Annotated in this window: 29 protein-coding genes; 17 read left to right on the top strand and 12 right to left on the bottom strand. The window is 63.3% G+C overall.

Annotation, left to right across the window (positions count from 1 at the left end; genetic code table 11):
* Window positions 1-76 precede the first annotated feature (76 nt).
* A complete protein-coding gene (locus NLY37_RS04895) occupies window positions 77-838 on the bottom strand; it encodes an NIPSNAP family protein (RefSeq protein ID WP_031246518.1) in 762 nt (253 codons plus the stop codon).
* An 85-nt stretch (window positions 839-923) separates the two neighbouring features.
* Here NLY37_RS04895 and NLY37_RS04900 point away from each other — a divergent pair, with 85 nt between their 5' ends.
* The gene (locus tag NLY37_RS04900; protein ID WP_023743005.1) at window positions 924-1,610 is read left to right on the top strand and encodes a TetR/AcrR family transcriptional regulator; all 687 of its coding nucleotides are present in this window, start codon (window positions 924-926) and stop codon (window positions 1,608-1,610) included.
* 18 nt (window positions 1,611-1,628) lie between these two features.
* Here NLY37_RS04900 and NLY37_RS04905 read toward each other — a convergent pair whose 3' ends face one another.
* Window positions 1,629-1,820, bottom strand: a complete 192-nt coding sequence (locus NLY37_RS04905; RefSeq protein ID WP_023743004.1) for a hypothetical protein — start codon at window positions 1,818-1,820, stop codon at window positions 1,629-1,631.
* Between the two features lie 535 nt (window positions 1,821-2,355).
* On the opposite strand from NLY37_RS04905, the gene NLY37_RS04910 reads away from it, so the two are divergent.
* Entirely contained in the window at window positions 2,356-3,480 is a 1,125-nt protein-coding gene (locus tag NLY37_RS04910; protein ID WP_023743002.1) for a metallophosphoesterase, read from the top strand.
* Window positions 3,481-3,530: 50 nt separating this feature from the next.
* On the opposite strand, the gene NLY37_RS04915 is transcribed toward NLY37_RS04910, so the two are convergent.
* On the bottom strand, window positions 3,531-3,710 hold the full coding sequence (locus NLY37_RS04915) for a CsbD family protein (protein WP_023671498.1): 180 nt from the start codon (window positions 3,708-3,710) through the stop codon (window positions 3,531-3,533).
* 172 nt (window positions 3,711-3,882) lie between these two features.
* On the opposite strand from NLY37_RS04915, the gene NLY37_RS04920 reads away from it, so the two are divergent.
* The 8 genes from NLY37_RS04920 (at window position 3,883) to NLY37_RS04955 (ending at window position 7,729) form a co-directional block, all read left to right on the top strand.
* Window positions 3,883-4,536: a glutathione S-transferase family protein gene (locus tag NLY37_RS04920; RefSeq protein ID WP_023694694.1), complete on the top strand. Its 654-nt coding sequence runs from the start codon at window positions 3,883-3,885 to the stop codon at window positions 4,534-4,536.
* Window positions 4,537-4,588: 52 nt separating this feature from the next.
* Window positions 4,589-4,894 carry a YciI family protein gene (locus NLY37_RS04925; protein WP_245271008.1) on the top strand — a complete coding sequence of 102 codons (306 nt, stop codon included), beginning with the start codon at window positions 4,589-4,591 and terminating at the stop codon, window positions 4,892-4,894.
* Window positions 4,895-5,359: 465 nt separating this feature from the next.
* The gene (locus NLY37_RS04930) at window positions 5,360-5,569 is read left to right on the top strand and encodes a cold-shock protein (protein WP_023671502.1); all 210 of its coding nucleotides are present in this window, start codon (window positions 5,360-5,362) and stop codon (window positions 5,567-5,569) included.
* A 293-nt stretch (window positions 5,570-5,862) separates the two neighbouring features.
* Complete coding sequence (locus NLY37_RS04935) at window positions 5,863-6,087, top strand: hypothetical protein (protein WP_023671503.1); 225 nt, start codon at window positions 5,863-5,865, stop codon at window positions 6,085-6,087.
* Window positions 6,087-6,494 carry a hypothetical protein gene (locus NLY37_RS04940; protein WP_023742998.1) on the top strand — a complete coding sequence of 136 codons (408 nt, stop codon included), beginning with the start codon at window positions 6,087-6,089 and terminating at the stop codon, window positions 6,492-6,494. The genes NLY37_RS04935 and NLY37_RS04940 overlap by 1 nt, the downstream gene beginning before the upstream one ends.
* A 1-nt stretch (window position 6,495) precedes the next feature.
* A complete protein-coding gene (locus NLY37_RS04945) occupies window positions 6,496-6,660 on the top strand; it encodes a hypothetical protein (protein WP_023705711.1) in 165 nt (54 codons plus the stop codon).
* Window positions 6,661-6,664: 4 nt separating this feature from the next.
* A complete protein-coding gene (locus tag NLY37_RS04950) occupies window positions 6,665-7,048 on the top strand; it encodes a YkgJ family cysteine cluster protein (RefSeq protein ID WP_023709379.1) in 384 nt (127 codons plus the stop codon).
* Window positions 7,049-7,117: 69 nt separating this feature from the next.
* Window positions 7,118-7,729, top strand: a complete 612-nt coding sequence (locus NLY37_RS04955) for a LysE family translocator (RefSeq protein WP_023689918.1) — start codon at window positions 7,118-7,120, stop codon at window positions 7,727-7,729.
* 23 nt (window positions 7,730-7,752) lie between these two features.
* Here NLY37_RS04955 and NLY37_RS04960 read toward each other — a convergent pair whose 3' ends face one another.
* The 4 genes from NLY37_RS04960 to NLY37_RS04975 are packed head-to-tail and all read right to left on the bottom strand — an operon-like array spanning window position 7,753 to window position 10,145.
* Window positions 7,753-8,142: a helix-turn-helix transcriptional regulator gene (locus NLY37_RS04960; RefSeq protein ID WP_023742997.1), complete on the bottom strand. Its 390-nt coding sequence runs from the start codon at window positions 8,140-8,142 to the stop codon at window positions 7,753-7,755.
* Window positions 8,143-8,613: a nuclear transport factor 2 family protein gene (locus NLY37_RS04965; RefSeq protein ID WP_502882093.1), complete on the bottom strand. Its 471-nt coding sequence runs from the start codon at window positions 8,611-8,613 to the stop codon at window positions 8,143-8,145.
* Between the two features lie 33 nt (window positions 8,614-8,646).
* Window positions 8,647-9,093 carry an OsmC family peroxiredoxin gene (locus tag NLY37_RS04970; RefSeq protein WP_023689922.1) on the bottom strand — a complete coding sequence of 149 codons (447 nt, stop codon included), beginning with the start codon at window positions 9,091-9,093 and terminating at the stop codon, window positions 8,647-8,649.
* Between the two features lie 41 nt (window positions 9,094-9,134).
* Window positions 9,135-10,145 carry a zinc-dependent alcohol dehydrogenase family protein gene (locus NLY37_RS04975; protein WP_031246516.1) on the bottom strand — a complete coding sequence of 337 codons (1,011 nt, stop codon included), beginning with the start codon at window positions 10,143-10,145 and terminating at the stop codon, window positions 9,135-9,137.
* 102 nt (window positions 10,146-10,247) lie between these two features.
* Here NLY37_RS04975 and NLY37_RS04980 point away from each other — a divergent pair, with 102 nt between their 5' ends.
* Complete coding sequence (locus tag NLY37_RS04980) at window positions 10,248-10,856, top strand: TetR/AcrR family transcriptional regulator (RefSeq protein WP_023697706.1); 609 nt, start codon at window positions 10,248-10,250, stop codon at window positions 10,854-10,856.
* Between the two features lie 71 nt (window positions 10,857-10,927).
* Here NLY37_RS04980 and groL read toward each other — a convergent pair whose 3' ends face one another.
* The 3 genes from groL to NLY37_RS04995 form a co-directional block, all read right to left on the bottom strand.
* A complete protein-coding gene (groL, locus tag NLY37_RS04985; protein WP_286441671.1) occupies window positions 10,928-12,583 on the bottom strand; it encodes a chaperonin GroEL in 1,656 nt (551 codons plus the stop codon).
* 64 nt (window positions 12,584-12,647) lie between these two features.
* Entirely contained in the window at window positions 12,648-12,944 is a 297-nt protein-coding gene (gene groES, locus NLY37_RS04990) for a co-chaperone GroES (protein WP_006203049.1), read from the bottom strand.
* A 185-nt stretch (window positions 12,945-13,129) separates the two neighbouring features.
* Window positions 13,130-13,927: a class I SAM-dependent methyltransferase gene (locus tag NLY37_RS04995; protein ID WP_023708524.1), complete on the bottom strand. Its 798-nt coding sequence runs from the start codon at window positions 13,925-13,927 to the stop codon at window positions 13,130-13,132.
* A gap of 82 nt (window positions 13,928-14,009) precedes the next feature.
* On the opposite strand from NLY37_RS04995, the gene NLY37_RS05000 reads away from it, so the two are divergent.
* On the top strand, window positions 14,010-14,879 hold the full coding sequence (locus NLY37_RS05000; protein WP_023742992.1) for a hypothetical protein: 870 nt from the start codon (window positions 14,010-14,012) through the stop codon (window positions 14,877-14,879).
* On the opposite strand, the gene NLY37_RS05005 is transcribed toward NLY37_RS05000, so the two are convergent.
* A complete protein-coding gene (locus NLY37_RS05005; RefSeq protein WP_023682986.1) occupies window positions 14,876-15,502 on the bottom strand; it encodes a TetR/AcrR family transcriptional regulator in 627 nt (208 codons plus the stop codon). The genes NLY37_RS05000 and NLY37_RS05005 overlap by 4 nt on opposite strands.
* Window positions 15,503-15,672: 170 nt before the next feature.
* On the opposite strand from NLY37_RS05005, the gene NLY37_RS05010 reads away from it, so the two are divergent.
* The gene (locus tag NLY37_RS05010; RefSeq protein WP_023700643.1) at window positions 15,673-16,860 is read left to right on the top strand and encodes an MFS transporter; all 1,188 of its coding nucleotides are present in this window, start codon (window positions 15,673-15,675) and stop codon (window positions 16,858-16,860) included.
* A gap of 79 nt (window positions 16,861-16,939) precedes the next feature.
* On the top strand, window positions 16,940-17,875 hold the full coding sequence (locus tag NLY37_RS05015; RefSeq protein WP_023742990.1) for a bifunctional helix-turn-helix transcriptional regulator/GNAT family N-acetyltransferase: 936 nt from the start codon (window positions 16,940-16,942) through the stop codon (window positions 17,873-17,875).
* Between the two features lie 6 nt (window positions 17,876-17,881).
* Here NLY37_RS05015 and NLY37_RS05020 read toward each other — a convergent pair whose 3' ends face one another.
* Window positions 17,882-18,712, bottom strand: a complete 831-nt coding sequence (locus NLY37_RS05020) for an AraC family transcriptional regulator (RefSeq protein WP_023742989.1) — start codon at window positions 18,710-18,712, stop codon at window positions 17,882-17,884.
* Window positions 18,713-18,763: 51 nt separating this feature from the next.
* On the opposite strand from NLY37_RS05020, the gene NLY37_RS05025 reads away from it, so the two are divergent.
* The 3 genes from NLY37_RS05025 to NLY37_RS05035 are packed head-to-tail and all read left to right on the top strand — an operon-like array spanning window position 18,764 to window position 20,835.
* Window positions 18,764-19,150 carry an iron chelate uptake ABC transporter family permease subunit gene (locus NLY37_RS05025; RefSeq protein ID WP_023742988.1) on the top strand — a complete coding sequence of 129 codons (387 nt, stop codon included), beginning with the start codon at window positions 18,764-18,766 and terminating at the stop codon, window positions 19,148-19,150.
* 24 nt (window positions 19,151-19,174) lie between these two features.
* Window positions 19,175-19,645 carry a MarR family winged helix-turn-helix transcriptional regulator gene (locus NLY37_RS05030; protein ID WP_023705728.1) on the top strand — a complete coding sequence of 157 codons (471 nt, stop codon included), beginning with the start codon at window positions 19,175-19,177 and terminating at the stop codon, window positions 19,643-19,645.
* Window positions 19,642-20,835 (top strand): HlyD family secretion protein, encoded by a 1,194-nt coding sequence (locus NLY37_RS05035; RefSeq protein WP_023705729.1) that lies wholly within the window; start codon window positions 19,642-19,644, stop codon window positions 20,833-20,835. Before NLY37_RS05030 ends, NLY37_RS05035 begins: the two co-directional genes overlap by 4 nt.
* The last annotated feature ends 231 nt before the right edge of the window (window positions 20,836-21,066 follow it).

Here is a 21,066-nt window from a genome sequence, read left to right on the forward strand (position 1 = left end):
ATGCCGATCGGCGAGGGCGGTCAAGCCGCCGGCCTATCGCTCAGTATGAACTTCGGTTGGCCGCGTGCCGATCCGGTTACCGCAGCAGCGACTGCGACGTCGGCGTCAGGCGCAAGGTTTCGGTCCGCCAGGTCACATCGGCCGCTTGCCATGGGGGCGAAGCGGCAACTGCGGCTTCGTAACTGGCATGCGCCTCGGGACTGTCGAAACCCGTCACCGCAATAAAGACGTTTTCGCTCAAGCGCACCGGCAGGCGGGGAAAGCTGTTTTCGGCGTGCTCGGTGATGAAGGCGCCAAGCAACCGTCCGCCGACGCCGATAAGGACCGGAACGGCATCCGTTTCGAAATTGCCGGCGAAATCGGCTTCGGAGCCAGACCGCAGATGATGAATCTGGATGGCAACGATAGCGGTCAAGCGATTGTCTGCTCTCAGCTTTCCATCCGGCGGCATGGCGCGTCGCTGCGCGCCTGACAGATCGAAGCCGGCGCCTGGCCATGCCGGCTTCAAGAGCAGCACATCGTCGGAATCGATCATCGTCGCATTGGCGGCGTCGCGGTGCGCCGTCCACACCGGCCCGTCATAGAAGGCGGTGAGCGCCTGCTTCCGCGCTTCCATGCCCTCGAAGCCGCGCAGCCAGACGAATATGTCGGGGCGGTCGAGGTCGCGGAACTGTCCGATGATGGTCATGCCGGCGTGTTCCTGGCCTTCGATGAACCGACTGTCGAAGATGTCGATCAGCGTCTCGCGCTGGCCCGGCTTCAGCGTGTACTGCCGCAACTCGACGACAGGCGAAGCGAGCAGGCTTGCCGTCGCAGGCGCATTCAGGGCTACGGTCATTGTGTCGTCTCCAAAAAACAGGATGATCATCCGGTTTATAAAACAGACCGGTTGTCCTGTTTTGTCAATCTGCTATCGTTGGCAAATGTCAGCAGAGATTGCTCGGGCTCCGAAAGGGCCGCCGCGAAAACGCACCAACGATCCCGAAGGGCTGCGCAACAAGGTGCTCGATATCGCCGAAGCGTCGTTCCAGGCGCGTGGCTATCATGCATCCGCTCTTGGCGAGTTGATGACGACCGCAGGCGTCAGCGGCGGCGCGCTGCATCATCATTTCCCGACCAAGAAGGCGCTCGCTCTGGCGGTGATCGAGGAGCGCGTGGCAGCGGCCCTCAATGAAACCTGGATCAACCCTGTACGGGCGGCAGGCTCGGCGCGCGAAGGCGTGCGCGCGGTGTTCGAGGCGGTGGCGACCGAGCTTGAGCAGCAAGGCTTCGTGCGCGGCTGTCCGCTCAACAATCTGGCGCATGAACTGTCGCTCGCTGACCCGGATTTCCGCGCCGCTCTGGACGATATCTTTGCCGGATGGCGTCAGGCGGTTGCCGACAAGGTGCGAGCCGACCAGCAGTCGGGGAGGGAGCAGGGCACCGACCCCGAGCGCTTTGCGGCACTCGCCATCGCCGCCTATTCCGGCGCCATGTCGATGGCCAAGGCGGCACAGGATGCCAGCGTGCTGCGCGATTGCCTGGCCGAACTTCAGGGCAGCTCAACGCAGCCATTCCCGAGCAGAGCGAAGCGGCGTCGCAGGATCCTGCTGCGGCCGGGAAAACCTTGAGGCCGGAACTGCGCTGTTCTAGTCGGAAAGCGGCTTGATCGTCTCGTAACCGTTCACCGATTCCGCGCTGGTCCCTTCGTCGTAGCGCCGGGCGAGGGACGCATGCAGATCGGGCGCATAAAGCGCGGTGAATGTGTCCAGCGTTTCGCCGGCGCCGTTCTTGAAGGTTCTCCGTGACGGCCAGCACGTTGTATTTGCAGCCGCCGACACTGAACGTCTCCTTGCCCTTGACGACCAGGCTCAGCGTCTTGGTGCTCTTCGGCTGCTTGTTCGGCGACAGCTCGACGAATTCGATCGTGCTCTTGGCTCCCGTCTTCAGTGGAAACAGTTTTCGCAGATCGGAAAACGGGATCGTCGCCACCCGTCCGGTATCGCTGTCGCGAAACACTTCGACCAGGCCGGCAAACAGGAACTGTGTCTGCGGCGATTGCGATTCGTAGGTGTTGGCAACGGAGACCATGCCGCCGGCCACCGGCCGAAACTCGCTGCGGACGCCGGGCATTTCCAGAACGAAGCCGGCCTTGGCCGATTTTGCGTCGACACAATCGGCGGCATGCACCGCAGCCGCCGGCAGCAACCCAGCCAGCACCACGCCTATCGAAACGGCTCTCATGAAATCCTCCCCCTCTGCTTGTATTTGCTGCGCGCCAGCATGACCCAAGAAATGCCAGAGCCTCAGTGCCGTGTCGACCTGCCATTCCTGGCAACTGGACGGTGGGGCGCCGGCTGTGCTGAATTTCAGGTCATGAATCGCAAGCTCGTCCTCTCCCGTCGCAATTTCCTCGCACAGGCAGCCGGCCTTACCATGGCTGGCATGCTGCCGCGCGCCGCGCTTGGCCAGACCGGCAAGCGCATCCAGCCCATCGACGCCACCTTTCTGTTCATCGCCGACGTCCATGCCTGCCGCATGTCGAGCGGCCTCAGCCCCAACTGCCTGGAGGAAGGCAAGACCGATGCCGCGCTGTTGCGCAATGTCGCTGTCCTCAATGGCTTGGCCGGCCGGCAATGGCCAGTCGAGATCGATGGCGTTGCAACCCGCCGGCGTTCGGCCGGCAGCCGCATCGATGCGCCGCTCGGCCTCGTTGTCGGCGGCGACATCACCGACGATGGCGGCGGCCAGATCACCGAGCCCAGCGAAGGCACGCAGCTTTTGCAGTTCAGCCAGCGCTATCAACAGGGCGTCGGCCCCGATCGCGTGCACATGCCGGTCTATGTCGGGCTCGGCAATCACGATCTCGACCAGAACGGCTCGCCGCCCCATGTCGACTGGTACCGGCGTGAATTGCGCGACTATGTCGAGATCAACCACCGCCCCGGCGTGTTCTTCAAGCCGCCGGTGCCGGCCACCGAATACGATGTCGACACCGACTGCTATTCCTGGGACTGGGGCGGCCTGCATCTCGTCCAGACTCACCGCTTTGCCGGCGACACCGGCCGTGGCGCGGTGAGCAGCCTGCCGTGGCTGACGCAGGATCTGGCGACCTACGCGGCGGATGGCCGTCCCGTCATCCTGTTCCAGCACTATGGCTGGGACACTTTCTCGGTCGAGCGCTGGGATCCGGCCAAGCGCACCTATGACGATGACGGCGCAGGCGCGCCGCATTGGTGGAGCGAGGCCGACCGCCAGGCGCTGCTGGCGGCGCTGAAGGGCTACAATGTCATCGCCATCTTCCATGGCCATCAGCACGAAGTGCCGATGATCTACAAAAGCGATGGCCTCGACCTGTTCAAGCCGAAGGCCGCCTATATGGGCGGCTTCGCGCTGGTGAGGGTAACCGGGGACAGCATGGACGTGGTGCTGGGCGAGGCGGCGGGCGACCAGGGCGAGGTCAAGTTCACCAGCGCCTTCAGCAAGAGCCTCAGCCTCTGACAAGAAAAAGGCGGCCTTGAGCCGCCTTCCTCATTGCCTGCGAGATCGGGTCAGAGCGCCTTTTTGATCTTGTCCTTCACGTCGCCATAGACCTTCTGCACCTTGCCGGCGGTCTTGTCTGCAGTGCCTTCGGCCTGGGTCTGCCTGTTGCCGGTCGCCTTGCCGCCGGCCTCCTTGACCGAGCCCTTGACCTGCTTGGCCACGCCGGCAACCTGATCCTTGTTCACCATCATTGCATCTCCTGGGATTCCGGGGATTCATTCGCAGGAGGCAAACGGGCCGGCTTGGCTTAGGTTCCCTGGGCGGCCGATCATCGTCGCATCTGGTCGCTTATATGGTCGCCGAAACGCTTTGCCGGGTCGTATCGTGTGACTAGTGTGACGAAATTTTGGGGAGAACGCCTTGGCTGAATTTACGCTCATCATCGCCAACAAGTGCTTTTCGTCCTGGTCGCTGAGGCCATGGGTGGCGATGAAGCATCTGGAGATCCCGTTCGAGGAAGGTTTCGTGCGCCTGCGCACGCCCGAAACCTTTGCCGCTCTGGCGAAAGTCTCGCCCACCGGCCTTGTGCCAGTGTTGAATCACAATGGCAGGATTGTCTGGGAAACCCTTGCCATCCTTGAATATCTCGCCGACCTGTTTCCGGAGAAAAAGCTTTGGCCTCAGGATATCGGCGCCCGAGCGCTGGCCCGCTCGGTGGCGACCGAGATGCATTCCGGCTTTCGCGAGGTGCGCTATGGCTGGCCGATGAATTTGCGCCGGCCGAAGGGCCACAAGCCGCTCGACGCCGAAGGCGAAATGCAGCGCGCGCGCATCGAAACGATCTGGCGCCAGTGCCGGGAACAATACGGCAAGGGCGGCCCCTTCCTGTTCGGTCATTTCACCGCGGCCGATGCCATGTATGCACCTGTCGTCACCCGCTTCGACACATATGGCGGCGAACTCGCACCCGACACGCGCGCCTATGTCGACGCCGTGTTGGCAACGCCGGCGATGCGGCACTGGTATGCGGAAGCGGCGAAGGAGACTTGGCCGGAACCCGGCCCGGATGAATAGGACCACTAATGACATCACGGTGAGTGACCGATGGCCAGCAATGATGGACCGCGTGAGACTACCGCGCCACAATCTTCCACTGCCGGCTGATCCCGCCTCGGCCGGACTTCGCCTTCACCCTGACGGAGGAGGAGAGGGAGTTGATGGGCCGGCTGCCGACTATCTGCGCGGCAAGCTTGCCGAGGGCACCATGATCCTCGCCGGGCCGGTCGCCGACCCGGCCGGCCCTTGGAGTCTGCTGATCCTGCGTGTCGGCAGCGAAGCCGAGGCAAGAGCGGTCACCGACGGCGATCCGGTGTCGAGCTCCGGCCGCAGTTTCCGCTACGAGATCCTGCCGCTGATCAGCGCGATCCTGTAGGCGAGCGTAAGTTTAAGGAAAAGTGTGAAACGGTTTTCCCTTGGGAATTGTGTCAGACAACGGCACATACAAGAACGCCTCTCGCACCGTTTAATGTGCGGGAGGCGTCCTTTTGCCAGCATTACCGAGATTGCTCTCTGAATTGCTGACACCACGGAAATGCGCCGGCTTGCGATTGGTTCCGGGGCGTGGAATATTTTTTGGGAACGCCTTGCGCTCCGCCACCTCGTCAGTTGAGGCTTATGCCTCAGGCATCCTCAGGTTGAATTTGGGCTGTGGCCAAACCAGAAATTGACTCGGCGCTAAGAGAAGTCTATAAGAAACATGTCGATATTTGTTTGACCGACTTTTGTTATCCGCGCATGATGCGCGCCTTTGACGAACTTCCCCATCAAAAATCGAGACAAAACGCTGTTGTGCAGTCGCACGATGGTGAACGAATATTTGCCAGGGAAAGGGTTCTTCATGGCCACCGGCACAGTGAAATGGTTCAACGCCACCAAAGGTTTTGGTTTTATTCAGCCTGACGACGGCTCCGCCGACGTTTTTGTCCACATCTCGGCCGTAGAGCGCGCCGGCATGCGTGACATCGTCGAGGGTCAGAAGCTCGGCTACGAGATGACCCGCGACAACAAGTCGGGCAAGATGTCCGCCGACCAGTTGAAGGCGGCCTGATAAGGAATTCGGCCTTCCGGTGACCACGGATGTACTGGCACCGATGAAAGGCTGAAAGGAGCGCCTTGCGCATCCAACTGGATGCGCGGCGCTTTCATGGAAGGTCAGGCGGTGCCTGGCCTTTTTCATTTTGTGCGTCGTGCCGCTAAAAGTGCGCCGCACGCCGGCCGGAACGTGCTAAGGGACGCTCCAGCAATCTGAACCGCCCATACTGCCCCGCTGCCGTATTGCTTTGGTCGTAATCGAAGACCGCTCTCGCTCTATCGGCACCAGGCTCCCGACAGGAGAAAGTTTTGACCACTCAATCCAAGACCGCCGACCAGGCCGGCTCGCTGTTCAGCAAGACGCAAACCCAGTCGATGTCACTCAACCGCATCCTGTCCGAGCGTGATGCCGTCAGCGAGGCGCGCGAAGCCAAGACCGCGCGCTTGCGCGAACTGCGCAAGGAAAAGGAAGCCGACGACATGGCAGCGGCCGCAGCCCTTGCGGCGCTGCCGAAGCGGGCAGGCAAACGCTGATGGCCACCAAGCGCGTACCGCCGACGCCGATCGATGCCGATGCGACCATAGCGTCCATGGTCCCGGGCCTGGACAAGCCGGTCGAATATGTCCGCCGTGTGCTGGAAAAGCTTGAGCGCTGCAAGCGCGCGCATGGCGATGCCCAGGTGCGCGTCGGCGTGCGCGGCCGTGCCGAAGCTCCGAACTATCTGGTCGAATATGTCCGCGAGGACAAAAAGACCCAGAAGCGCGTGACCTACCAGGATGCCGCCTATAGCGGCAGCACGCATCGCGAACTGGCGGCGCACCACATTGCCGAGGCGAGGAACTGGTCGCCCGAGGAAATGAACATCACAGCGGTCTCGGCGCTGATCGGCCGCTTGCGCAATCCGCGCGCACCATCATCGCGCTTTTCCGACGAGGACTGACATGGCCATAAAGTTTTCCACCAAGGATCAGCCGGCAGCGCCGGCTGCTGCCACTGCAAAGCAGGCCAAGCCCGCTGCCGCGCCAAAGGCCGCCGAGGCCACAGAGGCTGCGACCGACCTGTTCAAGTCGCCGGCGGACGCGCCGAAGGGCAAGAAGAAGAAATAGCGCCTTGCCGCAAGATGCCGGTCGTCGGTCCATAGCGCCTGCCGGCCTGGCTGGCGCCACCGACTTTTTGTCTGGCGACGAGGACGCCGGCGCGGCCGCAATCTTCGATTGCCAGAGCTGCGGCGCCTGCTGCTCCTACTCGGCCGAATGGCCGCGCTTCTCGACCGAGGACGATGCGCAACTTGACCGGATTCCGGAAAAGTTCGTGTCCGCCGACCTGTCCGGCATGCGCTGCGAGGGCGTGCGCTGTTCGGCGCTTACGGGCGAGATCGGCAAGCACACGGCCTGCGGCATCTACGAGATCCGCCCGGACGTCTGCCACGCCTGCATGCCTGGCGGCGACGATTGCCTGATGGCGCGCAAGGCGCACGGGATGCCAACGATCTAGCCGACGCCCACCTTGCCTGATCCCACATCCCCCGATAGCTTCCACCACGGGCAGGGCGTTGGAGGAACCATGAGCATCGAATTCCTGTTGACGTCGCTGATCGTCGTGGCTTCGCCCGGCACCGGCGTTCTCTACACGCTGAGCGCCGGGCTTTCGCGAGGCGCGCGCGCCTCGATCACTGCTGCATTCGGCTGCACGCTTGGCATCATCCCGCATATGGCCGCCGCCATCACCGGCCTGGCGGCGCTGCTGCACACAAGTGCTGTCGCCTTCGAGACGCTGAAATATCTCGGCGTCGCCTATCTCCTCTACATGGCCTGGAACACGCTGAAGGAGAAGGGCGGCCTGAGCGTCGATGAAAACGCGGCACCCCGCTCGGCAGCCAAGGTCATCACCTCCGGCATCCTGATCAACATCCTGAACCCGAAGCTGTCGATCTTCTTCTTTGCCTTCCTGCCGCAATTCGTCAGCACGACCGAACCGAACGCATTTGCCAAGATGCTGGAGCTCTCAAGCGTCTTCATGCTGCTGACCTTCGTCGTCTTCGTCGCTTACGGCATCTTTGCCGCCTCGATCCGCAGCCATGTCGTGTCGCGGCCGATGGTGCTGACCTGGATGCGCCGCACCTTCGCCGGCGCCTTTGTCATGCTCGGCGCCAAGCTGGCGCTGGCTGATCGATAGAACAGGAGCTGCCAGGCCTCGGCCTACTCTTCGTCGGTTCCGGATCCGGTCCGGATGCCTAGACGCCAGGCCGAGGGCGGAAGGCCGATCATCTTCTTGAAGGCGCGGCTGAACGCTGCCTCGGATTCGTAGCCGATTTCAGCGGCGATGCTGGCCATGTTGCTGGAGCCGGCGCTGAGCAGCTCCGAGGCGATCTGCATGCGCCATTTGGCGAGATAATGCATTGGCGGCATGCCGACCAGCCTGGTGAAGCGTTCGGCGAGCACGCTGCGCGACAGCGCGGAGTCCTTCGCCAGCGCCTCCACCGTCCAGTTATGCGCCGGCCGGTCGTGGATCAGCGCCAGTGCCCTCGCCAGGTGCGGATCGCGCAGGCCAGCCAGCCATCCCGTGGTTTGTGGCGGCAGCGATTCCAATTAACGGCGCAACACGTCGACAAACATCAGTTCGCTCAGTTTGGTGAGCACCGTTTCACTGCCTGCGCGCTTTTGCGCCACCTCCGTGACAACGCTTCTATCCCTTGACGTAACGTAACCCATCGCCTCGACGATCAGCCCATCCGCGACGCGCATCAGATTGACGCCGCGGATGGAGTTGCCGCCGGCCATGAAGTAGCGCCAGCGGATCGTCGCCCGTTCGCCGGCGACGAAGGTTTCCTCGAGGTCGAAGCGCGTCCCGGGCTGGGTGGCGATCGCCGACCATAGGTCAATGCATGCCTCTTTGCCGGCATGGCGGGCGCCGTCCGGCGCCGGCACGGTGTTTTCGATAACGCAATCCCGCGCCACCAACTCGGCAAGCGCGGACGGATCGTGCAGCTGGAACACATCGTTGAAGCGATGCATGATCTCGGCCGTCTGCCGGGACAAATCATTCCCGGCTGCGTCCATGATAAGCTCCTGTTTCATCATATTCTCCCGGTTTCATTGATCTTTGACGGCTTTGACCAGCACGGCCTTTAGGGTGATCTGAGGCACGCCGGCCAAGGCGCGCGAGACGAGGCAAGTCGCCTTGGCCGACTGCGCCAGGCGTTCGAACTCGTCTTCGGCGAGATCCGTGACCTCCGCCTCCGTTTCGAGCTCGATGCGGGTGATCGTCGGCCCGGCGGCGGTCGCGCCGAGATGCACCTTGGCGACGGTGCGGATGGTGCGGGCGACGTGGCCTTCCTGGCCGAGGATGAAGGTCAGCGCCATCGAGAAGCAGCCGGCATGTGCTGCCCCGATCAGCTCTTCGGGATTGGTGCCCGGACCGTTCTCGAACCGCGACGGAAAGGAATAGGCGCCTTCGAAGACGCCGCTGCCAAGCCGCAGACGGCCGCCGCCTTCCTTCAGCGTGCCTTGCCATTCTGCGGAAGCTTCACGGATGGTCATGGTCGTTCTCCTGGTTCGGGGTTGAAAAGCGGACAATTGGGTCAGGCGCAGTCGATGACAACCTTCCCGAACACGTCGCCCTGCTGGAAGTGGCGGTACGCTTCGGGGGCTTCGGCAAAGGGGAAGACCCTGTCGATAACGGGCTTGAGGCGATGCTGCGACACGGCGCGCAGCATGGCCTCGAGATTGCTGCGGCTGCCGACGAACAGGCGGCTGATGGTGGCGAGGCTGCGCTGATAAAGCGCTGCCGGCATCTCGATCGATCTGCCACTGGCGTCCTGCAGCGTCAGCAGCACGATGTGTCCATAGAGCGTGCTGGCAATCAGCGACTGCGCGAAGGTGGCCGGGCCGCCGGTTTCGACGACGAGGTCAATGCCGCCTGTCTGCTCGCGCGCCCAGCCGCCCCATTCCGGTATGTCGGTGCTGGAGACAACGAGGTCGGCGCCCAGCGCCCGCAGCCTGTCGGCCTTCTCCGCGCGCGATGTGATGGCGACAACCCGGCAGCCGAGCAACTTGGCGAACTGCAGAGCAAACAGCGAAACGCCACCCGAACCGATGGTGAGAACCCATTGACCGGGCTTCGGAATCCGGGTCCGGGTCACCGCGTTCCAGGCCGTCACGCCGGCGCAGGTCAGCGTCGCCGCTTCGTGCCAGCTCAGATGATCGGGCAGTCGCGCCGCCCATTGTTCGTCGAGCACGGCAAACTCAGTCAGCATGCCGTCCAGCGTACAGCCGAGCTGGTCGATCAGACCGGCATTGATGCGGCCATCGATCCAGCGGGCGAAGTAGCTGCCGGTGACGCGGTCGCCGACGGCAAAACGGGTAACGGCATCGCCGATTGCGACGACGTCACCGGCGCCGTCGCTCAGCGGCACGATGCCTTGCCGCGGCGGCAACGGATAGGTGCCGCCAAGGATCATCGTGTCGCGCCGATTGAGCGAGGCGGCGCGGACTCGCACCACGATCTCATGCGGTTTCGGTTCCGTCCGCGCCTCCTCGCGCATCGCCAGGGATTCGGTTCCACCAAACCCTCCAAGACGGTAGCTGCGCATGTCACTCTCCTTAATATTATATAGACTGATCTACATATTATATAGACCGATTGTCATATTCTTGGCAAGGCCTATAATGCGTCACTGCTGACAGAGGTTGACATGGCCAACGACACCCGCACCCGCATACTCGAGACCACAGGCCTGTTGCTCAGGCAGCGCGGCTATCACGGCACCTCGCTCAACGACATTCTGGGCGCCAGCGGGGCGCCGCGCGGCTCGCTCTATTTTCATTTCCCGGGCGGCAAGGACCAACTGGTCATCGAGGTGACGCGCAACAGCGTTGCCGACGTCACGAAAAGGCTGGGCGAAGCACTGGCAGCCGAGAGCGATCCTGCAGTGGCCGTCCATCACATCTACCAGTCGGTCGGGCGCATGCTGGAGGACAATGATTTTTCGCTGGGTTGCCCCATCGCGCCGGTGGTGCTGGATTCACCCACCGATGTGCCGGAACTGGCGGAACTCTGCCGATCGGCTTTCGAGCAATGGATCGGCTTGCTGCGACAGGCCTTTGTCAGGGCAGGAGTGCCCGAACGCCGGGCGCATGCCCTGGCACTGCTGGTCGAATCCTCGCTGGAAGGGCTGATGGTGATTGCGAGGGCCACCCGCGATCGTGGCCCGGTGCTGGTGGTGGCCGACGAGGTGGCGGCGCTTGTCGAGCAGGCGGTGCTTGCAGGCAAGGTTGCGCGGCAGGCGGACAGCGCCGCCTAACCATCCGCTTTCCAAAACAAAAAGGGCGCCTCTCGGCGCCCTTTCCGTATGCATAAGCCAGATAGCTTGGATTAGAAATCCATGCCGCCCATGCCGCCCATGCCGCCGCCGCCCATGCCGCCAGGCATGCCGCCGCCAGCAGACTCCTTCTTGGGAGCCTCCGCGATCATGGCTTCGGTGGTGACGAGCAGGCCGGCGACCGAAGCCGCGTCCTGGAGAGCGGTACGAACGACCTTGACCGGGTCAACGATGCCCATGGCGATCATGTCGCCATACTCGCCGGTCTGGGCGTTGTAGCCGTAGGTCGCGCCCTTGTTGTCGAGGATCTTGCCGGCAACGATCGAAGCTTCGGCACCCGCGTTGGCCGCGATCTGGCGGGCCGGAGCCTGCAGCGCACGGCGAACGATGTTGATGCCGGCAGCCTGGTCGGCATTGACGCCGGTGACCTTGATGTTGGCCGAAGCGCGCAGGAGAGCGACGCCGCCGCCTGCAACGATGCCTTCTTCCACGGCCGCGCGGGTCGCGTTGAGAGCGTCATCGACGCGGTCCTTCTTTTCCTTGACTTCGACTTCCGTCGCGCCGCCGACACGGATCACCGCAACGCCGCCGGCGAGCTTCGCCAGACGTTCCTGCAGCTTCTCCTTGTCGTAGTCCGACGTGGTCTCTTCGATCTGCTGCTTGATCTGGGCAACGCGGCCCTGGATCTCGGCCTTCTTGCCGGCGCCGTCGACGATGGTGGTGTTCTCCTTGGAGATCGACACCTTCTTGGCGCGGCCGAGCATGTTGAGGCCGACATTCTCGAGCTTGATGCCGAGGTCTTCCGAGATGACCTGGCCACCGGTGAGGATGGCAATGTCTTCCAGCATGGCCTTGCGGCGATCACCGAAGCCCGGCGCCTTGACGGCGGCGATCTTCAGGCCGCCGCGCAGCTTGTTGACAACCAGCGTGGCCAGAGCCTCGCCTTCGACGTCTTCCGAGATGATGAGCAGCGGCTTTGAGGTCTGCACGACGGCTTCGAGAACCGGCAGCATGGCCTGGAGGTTGGAGAGCTTCTTCTCGTGCAGGAGGATGTAGACGTCCTCGAGCTCGGCAACCATCTTGTCGGCGTTGGTGACGAAGTAGGGCGAGAGATAGCCGCGGTCGAACTGCATGCCTTCGACGACTTCCAGCTCGGTCTCGGCGGTCTTGGCTTCTTCAACCGTGATGACCCCTTCATTGCCGACCTTCTGCATCGCTTCGGCGATCATGGCGCCGACCGACTCGTCGCCATTGGCGGAGATCGTGCCGACCTGGGCAACTTCCTCGGAGGTCTTGATCTTCTTGGCAGCCTTGCCGAGAGCCGCGACGACTTCGGTCACGGCCAGGTCGATGCCGCGCTTCAGGTCCATCGGGTTCATGCCGGCGGCAACGGCCTTGTGGCCTTCCTGGACGATCGACTGCGCCAGGACGGTCGCGGTCGTGGTGCCGTCGCCGGCGATGTCGTTGGTCTTCGAAGCAACTTCGCGGACCATCTGCGCGCCCATGTTTTCGAACTTGTCTTCAAGCTCGATTTCCTTGGCGACGGTGACGCCGTCCTTGGTGATGCGCGGTGCGCCGAACGACTTGTCGATGACGACGTTGCGGCCCTTGGGGCCGAGCGTGACCTTCACTGCGTCGGCGAGGATGTTGACGCCGCGCAGCATGCGCTCGCGGGCGTCGCGGGAGAATTTTACGTCTTTAGCAGCCATTTTTTAGCTCCTGGCAGGGGGCTTGCGATCAAGCCCGAAATTCAGTTGACGGTGAGGCCGATAATCAGCCGATGATGCCCATAATGTCGGATTCCTTCATGATCAGAAGGTCTTCGCCATTGAGCTTGACTTCGGTGCCCGACCACTTGCCGAACAGGATGCGGTCGCCGGCCTTGACGTCCAGCGGGACCAGCTTGCCGGCTTCGTCGCGAGCGCCGGAGCCGACGGCGATGATCTCGCCTTCCTGCGGCTTTTCCTTTGCCGTATCCGGGATGATGATCCCGCCGGCGGTCTTGGATTCGGATTCGACCCGGCGTACGACCACGCGGTCATGAAGCGGGCGGAACTTCGACTTTGCCATTTTTTCTTCCTCGAATGAGAACGGTGAGAGCTGTTCCTCGATCCGGCGGTGCCGGATGTGCGTTAGCACTCACCTGGAGAGAGTGCTAACGTCGCGCTGAAATAAGCGCGTGGCTTTCGAGAGTCAAGGCGAACGGTGAGCACAATTGTGCCAATTGGAGCCGTGCCGCGATCCGACGGCAGACCCTACGGGCGCCGCGGCGATTCAAGCACCAGAAGCGGGCATCGTTCCGCCAGCCCATAAGCCCCTGTCGGTGCGAGGCGGACACGGCCGAAAAACCGGCTCGCCTCTTCGACCAGCGTCGCCGCCGGGGCGAAACTGTAGACAGTCTGCGAATTCGCATAGACATCGATGGTGCCGATCACCGGCATCTCCCATCCGGTCGTCGCGGCAAGGGCCTCCCGGTCGGCAAACAGCGCATCGAAGGCATCGAGGATCGCCCGCACCGGAATGGCGCGGTCGGGATCGCTGCCTGCACAAGCCATGGCAATGCGCCATTTGAGTTCGTGGAAGGTCGCGACACCACCGGAAAGCGTCAGCGCCCGGACCTCCTGCAGATCATCCTGTACCTGAGGACTTGCATAGGCGCGCAATGCAGCCCGCCCACCGGACTTCAGTACACGCGCGATCTCGGCAAGCAGCGCCTGCCGTGCAACCGAGGAGTCCAGCGCCGACAGGCAGCCGTCGCCGATCACCGCCCCGGCGCTTTCGTCGCCCAGCGGCAACTCCAGCCAGTTGCCGATCACCGCCTTGCGTGAGGCGGTATCGCCCGGCCAGATGCCCGATATCATGGCAGTGGACTCGTCGATCGCGAGCATGGTCCTTCCGAGGCCGGCAAGCTCCGGCGTGACCCCGAGCAGCACCACATCGACTGATTGCAGCCTAAGTTCGCGCTCATAGGCGGCGACAGCTTCCGGGGGCGGACACAGCGGCGACCCGAGAAGCCGCCAATGACGGCGAATTGCGTCCCAATGCTCAGTCATGCGGAACGGTTTGGGGAAAGGCTGGACATATTTCCTTCCAGGCTGTTGGTTGCCTTGCGAGTTACCTCATGCAGGAAAGGCCATGGCCCGCATTGCCGTCATAACGCATGAATTTGACCGCTTCCAGAGCCGGCGGGGCCTCCTGCTGCGCCAGCACAGCCCCTACATGCTGTTCGACGTCCTGGCGGAGTTGAAACGGCGCGGTCACTCCGTGCAGATCATGCGTGGACCCTCGGCAAGTCATAACGCCGATATTGCCGTCCTGCATGTCGACGCGACAGTGACGCCATCGGACTATGTCGACTACGCGCGCGGATTTCCGATTTGTCTCAATCTTGGTGCAACCGACATTTCCAAGCGCCGCATCAGCGGTGCGATCCTCGAGGAGGGTGCCAACTGGAGCGGCCAGGTCATCGTCAAGAGCAACCTCAATCATTGGGGGACGCCCGAGGAGCAGCTCAACCGAAAATCCGTTCGCGCCGGCAAGGCAGTGCCTTTTCCGGGCGCGCAGACCTTCGACCGCTATCAGGTGCATGCCTCGCTGGCCGATGTGGCGCCGGAGATTTTCAGGCGTGCCGACCTGATCGTGGAAAAATTCATTCCCGAAATCGAGCCCGACGGGTTTGCGGCACGGTTCTGGATATTCTGCGGCGATCGGGAGCGCTGCACCCGCTATGTCTCGCCGCAGCGTCTGGTCAAGGGCGACGACACCGTCCGCCGGGAGCCGGTTGCGGTTCCCGACGAACTGCGCGCCTTGCGTCGGAAGCTGGGCTTCGACTATGGCAAATTCGACTTTGTCCTGCATGAGGGCAGGGCGGTGCTGCTCGATGCCAACAAGACCCCAGGTCGCGCCAGGAACCTGTCGAAGATCGTTGCCGCCGGCACCGCCAACCTGGCCGACGGCTTCGAAAACCTCATCCACCAGACCGGACGGGGTCGAATCGGGCGCTAGAGGAACAACCCCAGCTGCGTATGGATGATCGACCGGTAGTCCTCGATGGTGTGGCGGCTTTCCTCCTGGTTCTGGGTCAGCGCCATGCGCACGACGCCGCCGGCCAGCTGGAAGATCAGGAAAACCATACGGCCGAACTCATTGCGTCGCTCTGGCGCGAGAAAGGGGCCGACATGGTCGCAGAACATCGTCGCCTGGCGCCGGGTTTCGGCGATGTCGAGATTCTTCAGCGCCTTGTCAGCCTGGATGGCGTTTTGCAGGTCCTGAATGGCGGGGTCGCCGGCGACGCGCTCATAGTAGTCGTCGAGCAGCCGGTCGGCCGCAGCGATAACGTCGCTCAGCCCGCCGACGTCGGCAACGATCGCGGCAAGCCGGGCGCGGCTCACTTCGGAGAATCGCTCGTAGAGCATCGCCAGGATCGCCGACTTGTTGGGGAAGTAATGATAGACGGTGGCGATCGGCCCGCCGGCCTGTGCGCCGACTTCCTTCATGGTGACGGCGTCGATGCCTTTCTCGCCGATCAGCCGCATGGTCGTCGACAGGATGGCGTCGATGCGCTCGCGGCTGCGCTCCTGTTTGGGCCTGCGCCTCGGTTCGGTCGTCATCTGCACTGCTTCGTTCATGCCGCCATCCTCTCGATCGCCCAGACCATTCGATCGCCAAGACCATCCCCAGCCTTGTTGGTGCCAAGTCCCGCTACTGATTGACAAACGAATATGATCGAGTATCAGTTTCTAAATGCTGACAGACTGTCAGTTTTTTTGCCGTCAGGCAAGGACGTTGGGAGGCGACCGTGACTTCTGCTGGTAACGCGGATGCCGGGAACGGCGACTGGCTGGTCGGCAACCCCACTGGGGCGCAACTCGCCTCGGCATTGTGGATCGGCTCGGTCGGCCTGCTCATTCTCGGGCTGCAGCCGGTGCTTCTCGGCGCGCTCTACACCGAAGGGCATGTCAGCGGTGACGAACTCGCGCTGGTCGCCACGGCGGAGATGATCGCCATCGGCATCGGATCGGCGGCCATCGCCATGATGCTGTCCGCCCACAATATGCGCTTGAAAAGTGCCGTCCTTCTGCTCTTGCTGGCGCTGGCGAACGGGGCGACCGCCTATGCGCTGACCTCGACCTCGCTGATTGCCGCCCGCGCGGTGGCAGGCCTCGCCGAGGGTGGGCTGGTGGCGGTCGCCACGGAACTGATCGCCCGTTCACGCCGGGCCGAGCGCATCGGCGGCTTCTTCGTCACCCTTCAGACCCTGGCGCAATGCGCCCTTGCCCTGCTGCTGGCGCTTTACGTCATCCCGGCCGCCGGATCGGCGGGCGGCTTCATCGTTCTTGCCGTCGTCTGCATCGCCTCGGTGGCCGTCGCCTTCATCGTCCCGGATAGCTATGCCGACCTGCCCAAGGAGGAACAGTTCAGCAATGTGCTGACCGTTCCTTCGCTTGCCGCTTTGCTGAGCGTCTTCTGCTACTTCATGTTCTTCGGCTCGGTCTGGGCGTTTCTCGAGCCACTTGGCGCACAATACGGCATCGATGGCCGCACCGTCGGCCTGATCGTCTCGGCCAACCTCGCATTGCAGGTGCTGGGCGCAATGACGGCTACCGTCTTCGAGGCGCGCATCGATTACCGCTTCGCCATCGTGGCGATCGGCGTGGTCGCCGTCGCCAGTTCCGTGATGCTCGCCGGCAGCCCCGGCCTGACGGTTTTCTGGGTCGCGGCCTTGATCATGGGCTTCATCCTTCTGTTCATCGTGCCCTATCAGATCCGGCTGGCGATCACCGCCGACGAGACGCGCACGGCCGTGCTTCTGGTGCCGGCGGCCCAGCTTTTCGGTCTGGCGATCGGCCCGGTCGCGGCATCGCTGCTGATCGACGGCAAGGATTTTCGGCCGGTGCCGGAATTTGCCGCCGCCAGTGCTGCGGCCAGCGTTGTGCTGCTCGGCCTGTTCGTCCTGATCGCACGGCGCCGCCGCGCCATCGCCTGAGACACGACCGGGGAGCATCTCCTCGATACTTGACTAAGTCAAATAAATGACCGATCGTTGATGGGGCAGGAGGCTTCCCATGACGATCCATCATCAACCCGGCAAGGAACGCATCGACGCGGTGCGGGCTTTCAACCGCTTCTACACCCGCCAGATAGGTCTGCTCGACGAAGGCCTGCTGAAAAGCGACTTCTCGCTGACCGAGGCGCGGGTGCTCTACGAACTGGCGCATCGCGATGGCCTGACCGCCAGCGATCTCATCCGCGATCTCGGCCTCGACGCCGGTTATGTCAGCCGGCTCCTGAAGAAGTTCGAGCACCTGCAGCTGATTGCGCGCGCGCCGCTGGCGTCGGATGCGCGGCAGTCGTCGATCACGCTGACGCCGGTGGGGCGGCAGGCCTTCGCGCCGCTGAACCGGGCTTCGCACGACCAGGTCGCGGCCTTGCTGGAGCGGCTTCCTGCTGCCGAACAGGACCGGCTGGTCAAGGCCATGCAGACGGTGCAGCAACTCCTGGGCGACAGCCCGGAGTCCAAAGTGCCGTATTTGCTGCGCCCCTTGCAGGTCGGCGACATCGGCTGGGTGGTGCGCCGCCAAGGACAGATCTACGCACAGGACTATGGCTGGGACGAAACCTACGAGGCGCTGGTCGCCGAAATCCTCGGCGCCTTCGTAAAATCCTTCGATCCAGAATGGGAACGCAGCTGGATTGCCGAACGGCAAGGGGAGGTGGTCGGCTCGGTCTTCGTCGTGCGCAAATCCGACGCGGTGGCGAAGCTGCGCCTGCTCTATGTCGAACCATCGGCGCGCGGCCTCGGCATCGGCAAGCGGCTGGTTCAGGAGTGCATCGGCTTTGCTCGTGCCAAGGGCTACACGACGCTGACCCTATGGACCAACGACATCCTGACCGCCGCCCGCCACATCTACGAGAGTGCCGGCTTCAGGCTGGTGGACGAAGAGCGCCATCACGCCTTCGGCAAGGATCTGGTCGGCCAGAACTGGAACCTGGAGCTGTAGCGGCGTTCAGGCCACCGGGACCCATATCTCCAGTCCGCCATTGCCGCTGCGCGGATCGAACTCCGGGCCGTAGCGCTCGAATTCGGGGCCGTCGGCTATATCGTGCCCCGAGGCCGGCAGCCATTTGTTCCAGATCGTGTTGACGGTGCGGCGGATGGTGGAGATGTGGTCGGCATGGGTGAACACGGCGTATTTCTGCGCCGGCACCCGCACCCGCGAAAGCTCCTTCGGCAGGTCCGAGAAATCCGAAACTTCGACCCCGGCGATATAGTCGAAATTGCCGGCATCGTCGCCATTGACGCAGACGCCATAGGCGACGTCGCCGGTCTCGCCCGGGATGTTGCCGATATAGGGCCCAAAGCGTTGCCACTGCATCGGAATGGCCGCGCTGGTTTCGCAGCTGTAGCGCTCGCCGAGGCCGGCAATGAGGAAGGGACGGCCGGTCTCGAAGCGCGGCGGCGGCAGTGAGGCGAGAAAGGACTGGTCCATCAGGATCGGCTCCACGAGATCGAGATTGCTGAGGCTGCCCTGCGCGCGCACCAGTTCCGGCGTCGTGCCGAACTGGTCGCGGAAGGCGCGGGTGAAGGCTTCGTGCGAGGCGTAGCCGGCATCGAGCGCGACCGCGAGGATGTCGGGCGCGCCGGAAGCCAGCTTGCGCGCCGCTTCGGTCAGCCGGCGCGCGCGCATATAGCCCATCACCGAACGGCCGGTGGCGGCGCCAAAGGCGCGCGTCACATGAAAGCGCGAGACGCCGCTGCTTTGCGCGACATCTTCAAGCGAGATCGCTTCCGGCAGATGGCTCTCGACAAACCACAGCGCTTTCTCGGTCGGGTTCATAGGTCTCCTCGCATTTGGCGGCACATTTTGTCGGCTTTTTGCGAGGCCAGTTTGATCGAAATTGCGCCTGTCGTAAAATCGAAGGGCGCTGGTCGACTGTGGCAGGTCACCATCGTGGAAAGCCGCTGCTGGGCGGCCTCGGCCTGGCTCGCTGGGACAATATCCGGGCGCGCTGGGTGCGGGCACCATCCTGCCTATGCCCTGTGGAACCACCGCCGGCTCGATGCCTTCCCCGCCGGCGAAAATGCCGCCGAAAGCCTAGGTGTGCCGGTGGAGAGGACGCGCAAGACGACCTTTCTTCTCGCGGCGTTCTCGACGGCAATTCACGTCTCGGTCGGGAGGTCATCCGCAACCGTCATTGACAGCGCCATGACCGCATCTGCATGGCTGCCATCCCTCTTTTTCGGCTCTGGCGCAATGCGGCACCTTGAATGGTAAGCACGCTTATAATATATACCGCTCATGGTTTCCGACGGCATAGATAGATTGGGCTTTTTGATCCACGACGTGCAGCGCCTCATGCGCAAGCGCTTCGAGGCGCGCGCCAGCGGTCTTGGCCTTTCCTCGGCACAATGGCGGCTTCTGGTTCGCGTCGCCAAGGAGGCCGGCGTCGCCCAGGCTCGCCTCGCCGAACTTCTCGAAATCGAGCCGATCAGCGTTTCACGCCTCGTCGACCGGATGGAGGAGGGCGGCTGGATCGAACGGCGCTCCGATGCAACTGACCGGCGCGTGCGCATGATCTTCCCGACAGCCAAGGCGAACGCGGCCTATGCCGAGGTCAAAAGCCTTGCTGGCGAAGTTTATGAGGAATCGCTGGTCGGCGTTTCGCCGGACGACCGCCGCGTCCTGATCCGGGCGCTGGACACCATCGTGCAAAACCTGGCGGACGGCGAGACGTCGTCCTTGAAGAGTACGGAAGGGGCAGCAGCATGAACGCGGCAGCCAAGCTAGACGAGAATGTAACCAAGATCGAGACGCCGGCACAGCCTGCCGCCGAAGCGCCTGCACAGCCGGCCGCAGCACCTGTCGCTGTGGCTCCCCCGGTGCAGCCCGCTCCGGCTCCGGTCAAGAAGCGCCGCCTCGGCCGCCTGCTGCTGATGGTCGCCCTGCCGGCGGCACTGGCCATTGGCGGGGGCTACGTCTGGGTGACTGGCGGCCGCTATCAGGAGACCGAAAACGCCAATTTGCAGCAGGCCAAGGTGTCGATCGCCTCGGACACGGCCGGCCGCATCGTTCAGGTCGGCATCTCAGACAATCAGCAGGTCAAGCAGGGCGATGTGCTGTTTGCCGTCGACCCCGAGCCCTACCGGATCGCGTTGGCGCAGGCCGACGCGGCGGTCGCAGTCGCACGCGTCGGAATCGAACAGCTGCGCGCCGCCTACAGCCAGGCACTGGCGCAGGAAAAGTCCGATGCCAGCCAGGTCGACTACGCGCAGTCGCAATATGACCGCGCCGCCGACCTTGCCCAGAAGGGCATCAACGCCAAATCGTCGCTGGACGAGGCCAAGAACGATCTCGACAAGGCCAGGCAGCAACTGGCCGTTGCCGAGCAAGGCATCATCAGCGCCAAGGCGGCTCTCGCCGGCAATCCCGATATCGAGACCGACAAGCATCCGACCGTGATGGCCGCACTCGCCGCGCGCGACAAGGCCGCCTACGATCTGGCGCAGACCACGGTCAAGGCGCCGGCCGACGGCGTCATCAGCCAGGCCTCCTCGTTCAAGGTCGGCCAGTATGTCGGTTCCGGCACGCCGCTGTTTGCGCTGGTCGAGACCGGCGACATCTGGATCGATGCCAATTTCAAGGAAACCCAGCTTACCCACATGAAGCCTGGCCAGAAGGCCGAGATCGTCGTCGACACCTATCCGGGCAGAACTTTCGAAGCCACCGTCAAGGCGATCGGCGCCGGCACCGGCGCGGAGTTTTCGCTGCTGCCAGCTCAAAACGCCACCGGCAACTGGGTCAAGGTCACGCAGCGCATTCCGGTGCGCCTGGAGCTGACCGATGCCGACGCCAAAATGGCGCTGCGCACCGGTATGAGCGCCTCGGTTACGGTGGATACCGGCGTTGCTCGCGGGTTCCCCGCTATCTTCGGCCACGCCACCGCAGGCGAAGCACAATAGACTGTGAATGGACCGTGATCTCGAAAAGCAGGAACACGGCCCGGCAGAACGCCCGCCGCAGGCGAGGTGAAGTTGAGATGACAGGATCGGTCCGACGGCAGGTTGAACGAGGGGTGGATTGGACCGGGCCGCATCGCGGCCTGCCCAGAACCTGGACCACTTCGGCGCCCATCCTTCGGACCTTGGATTTCCGGGCGGCAAGCGCCTGATGTGTCGAGACCTTCGATCGAT

It is taken from the genome of Mesorhizobium sp. C395A (assembly GCF_030323205.1).
Taxonomy (GTDB): Bacteria; Pseudomonadota; Alphaproteobacteria; order Rhizobiales; family Rhizobiaceae; genus Mesorhizobium.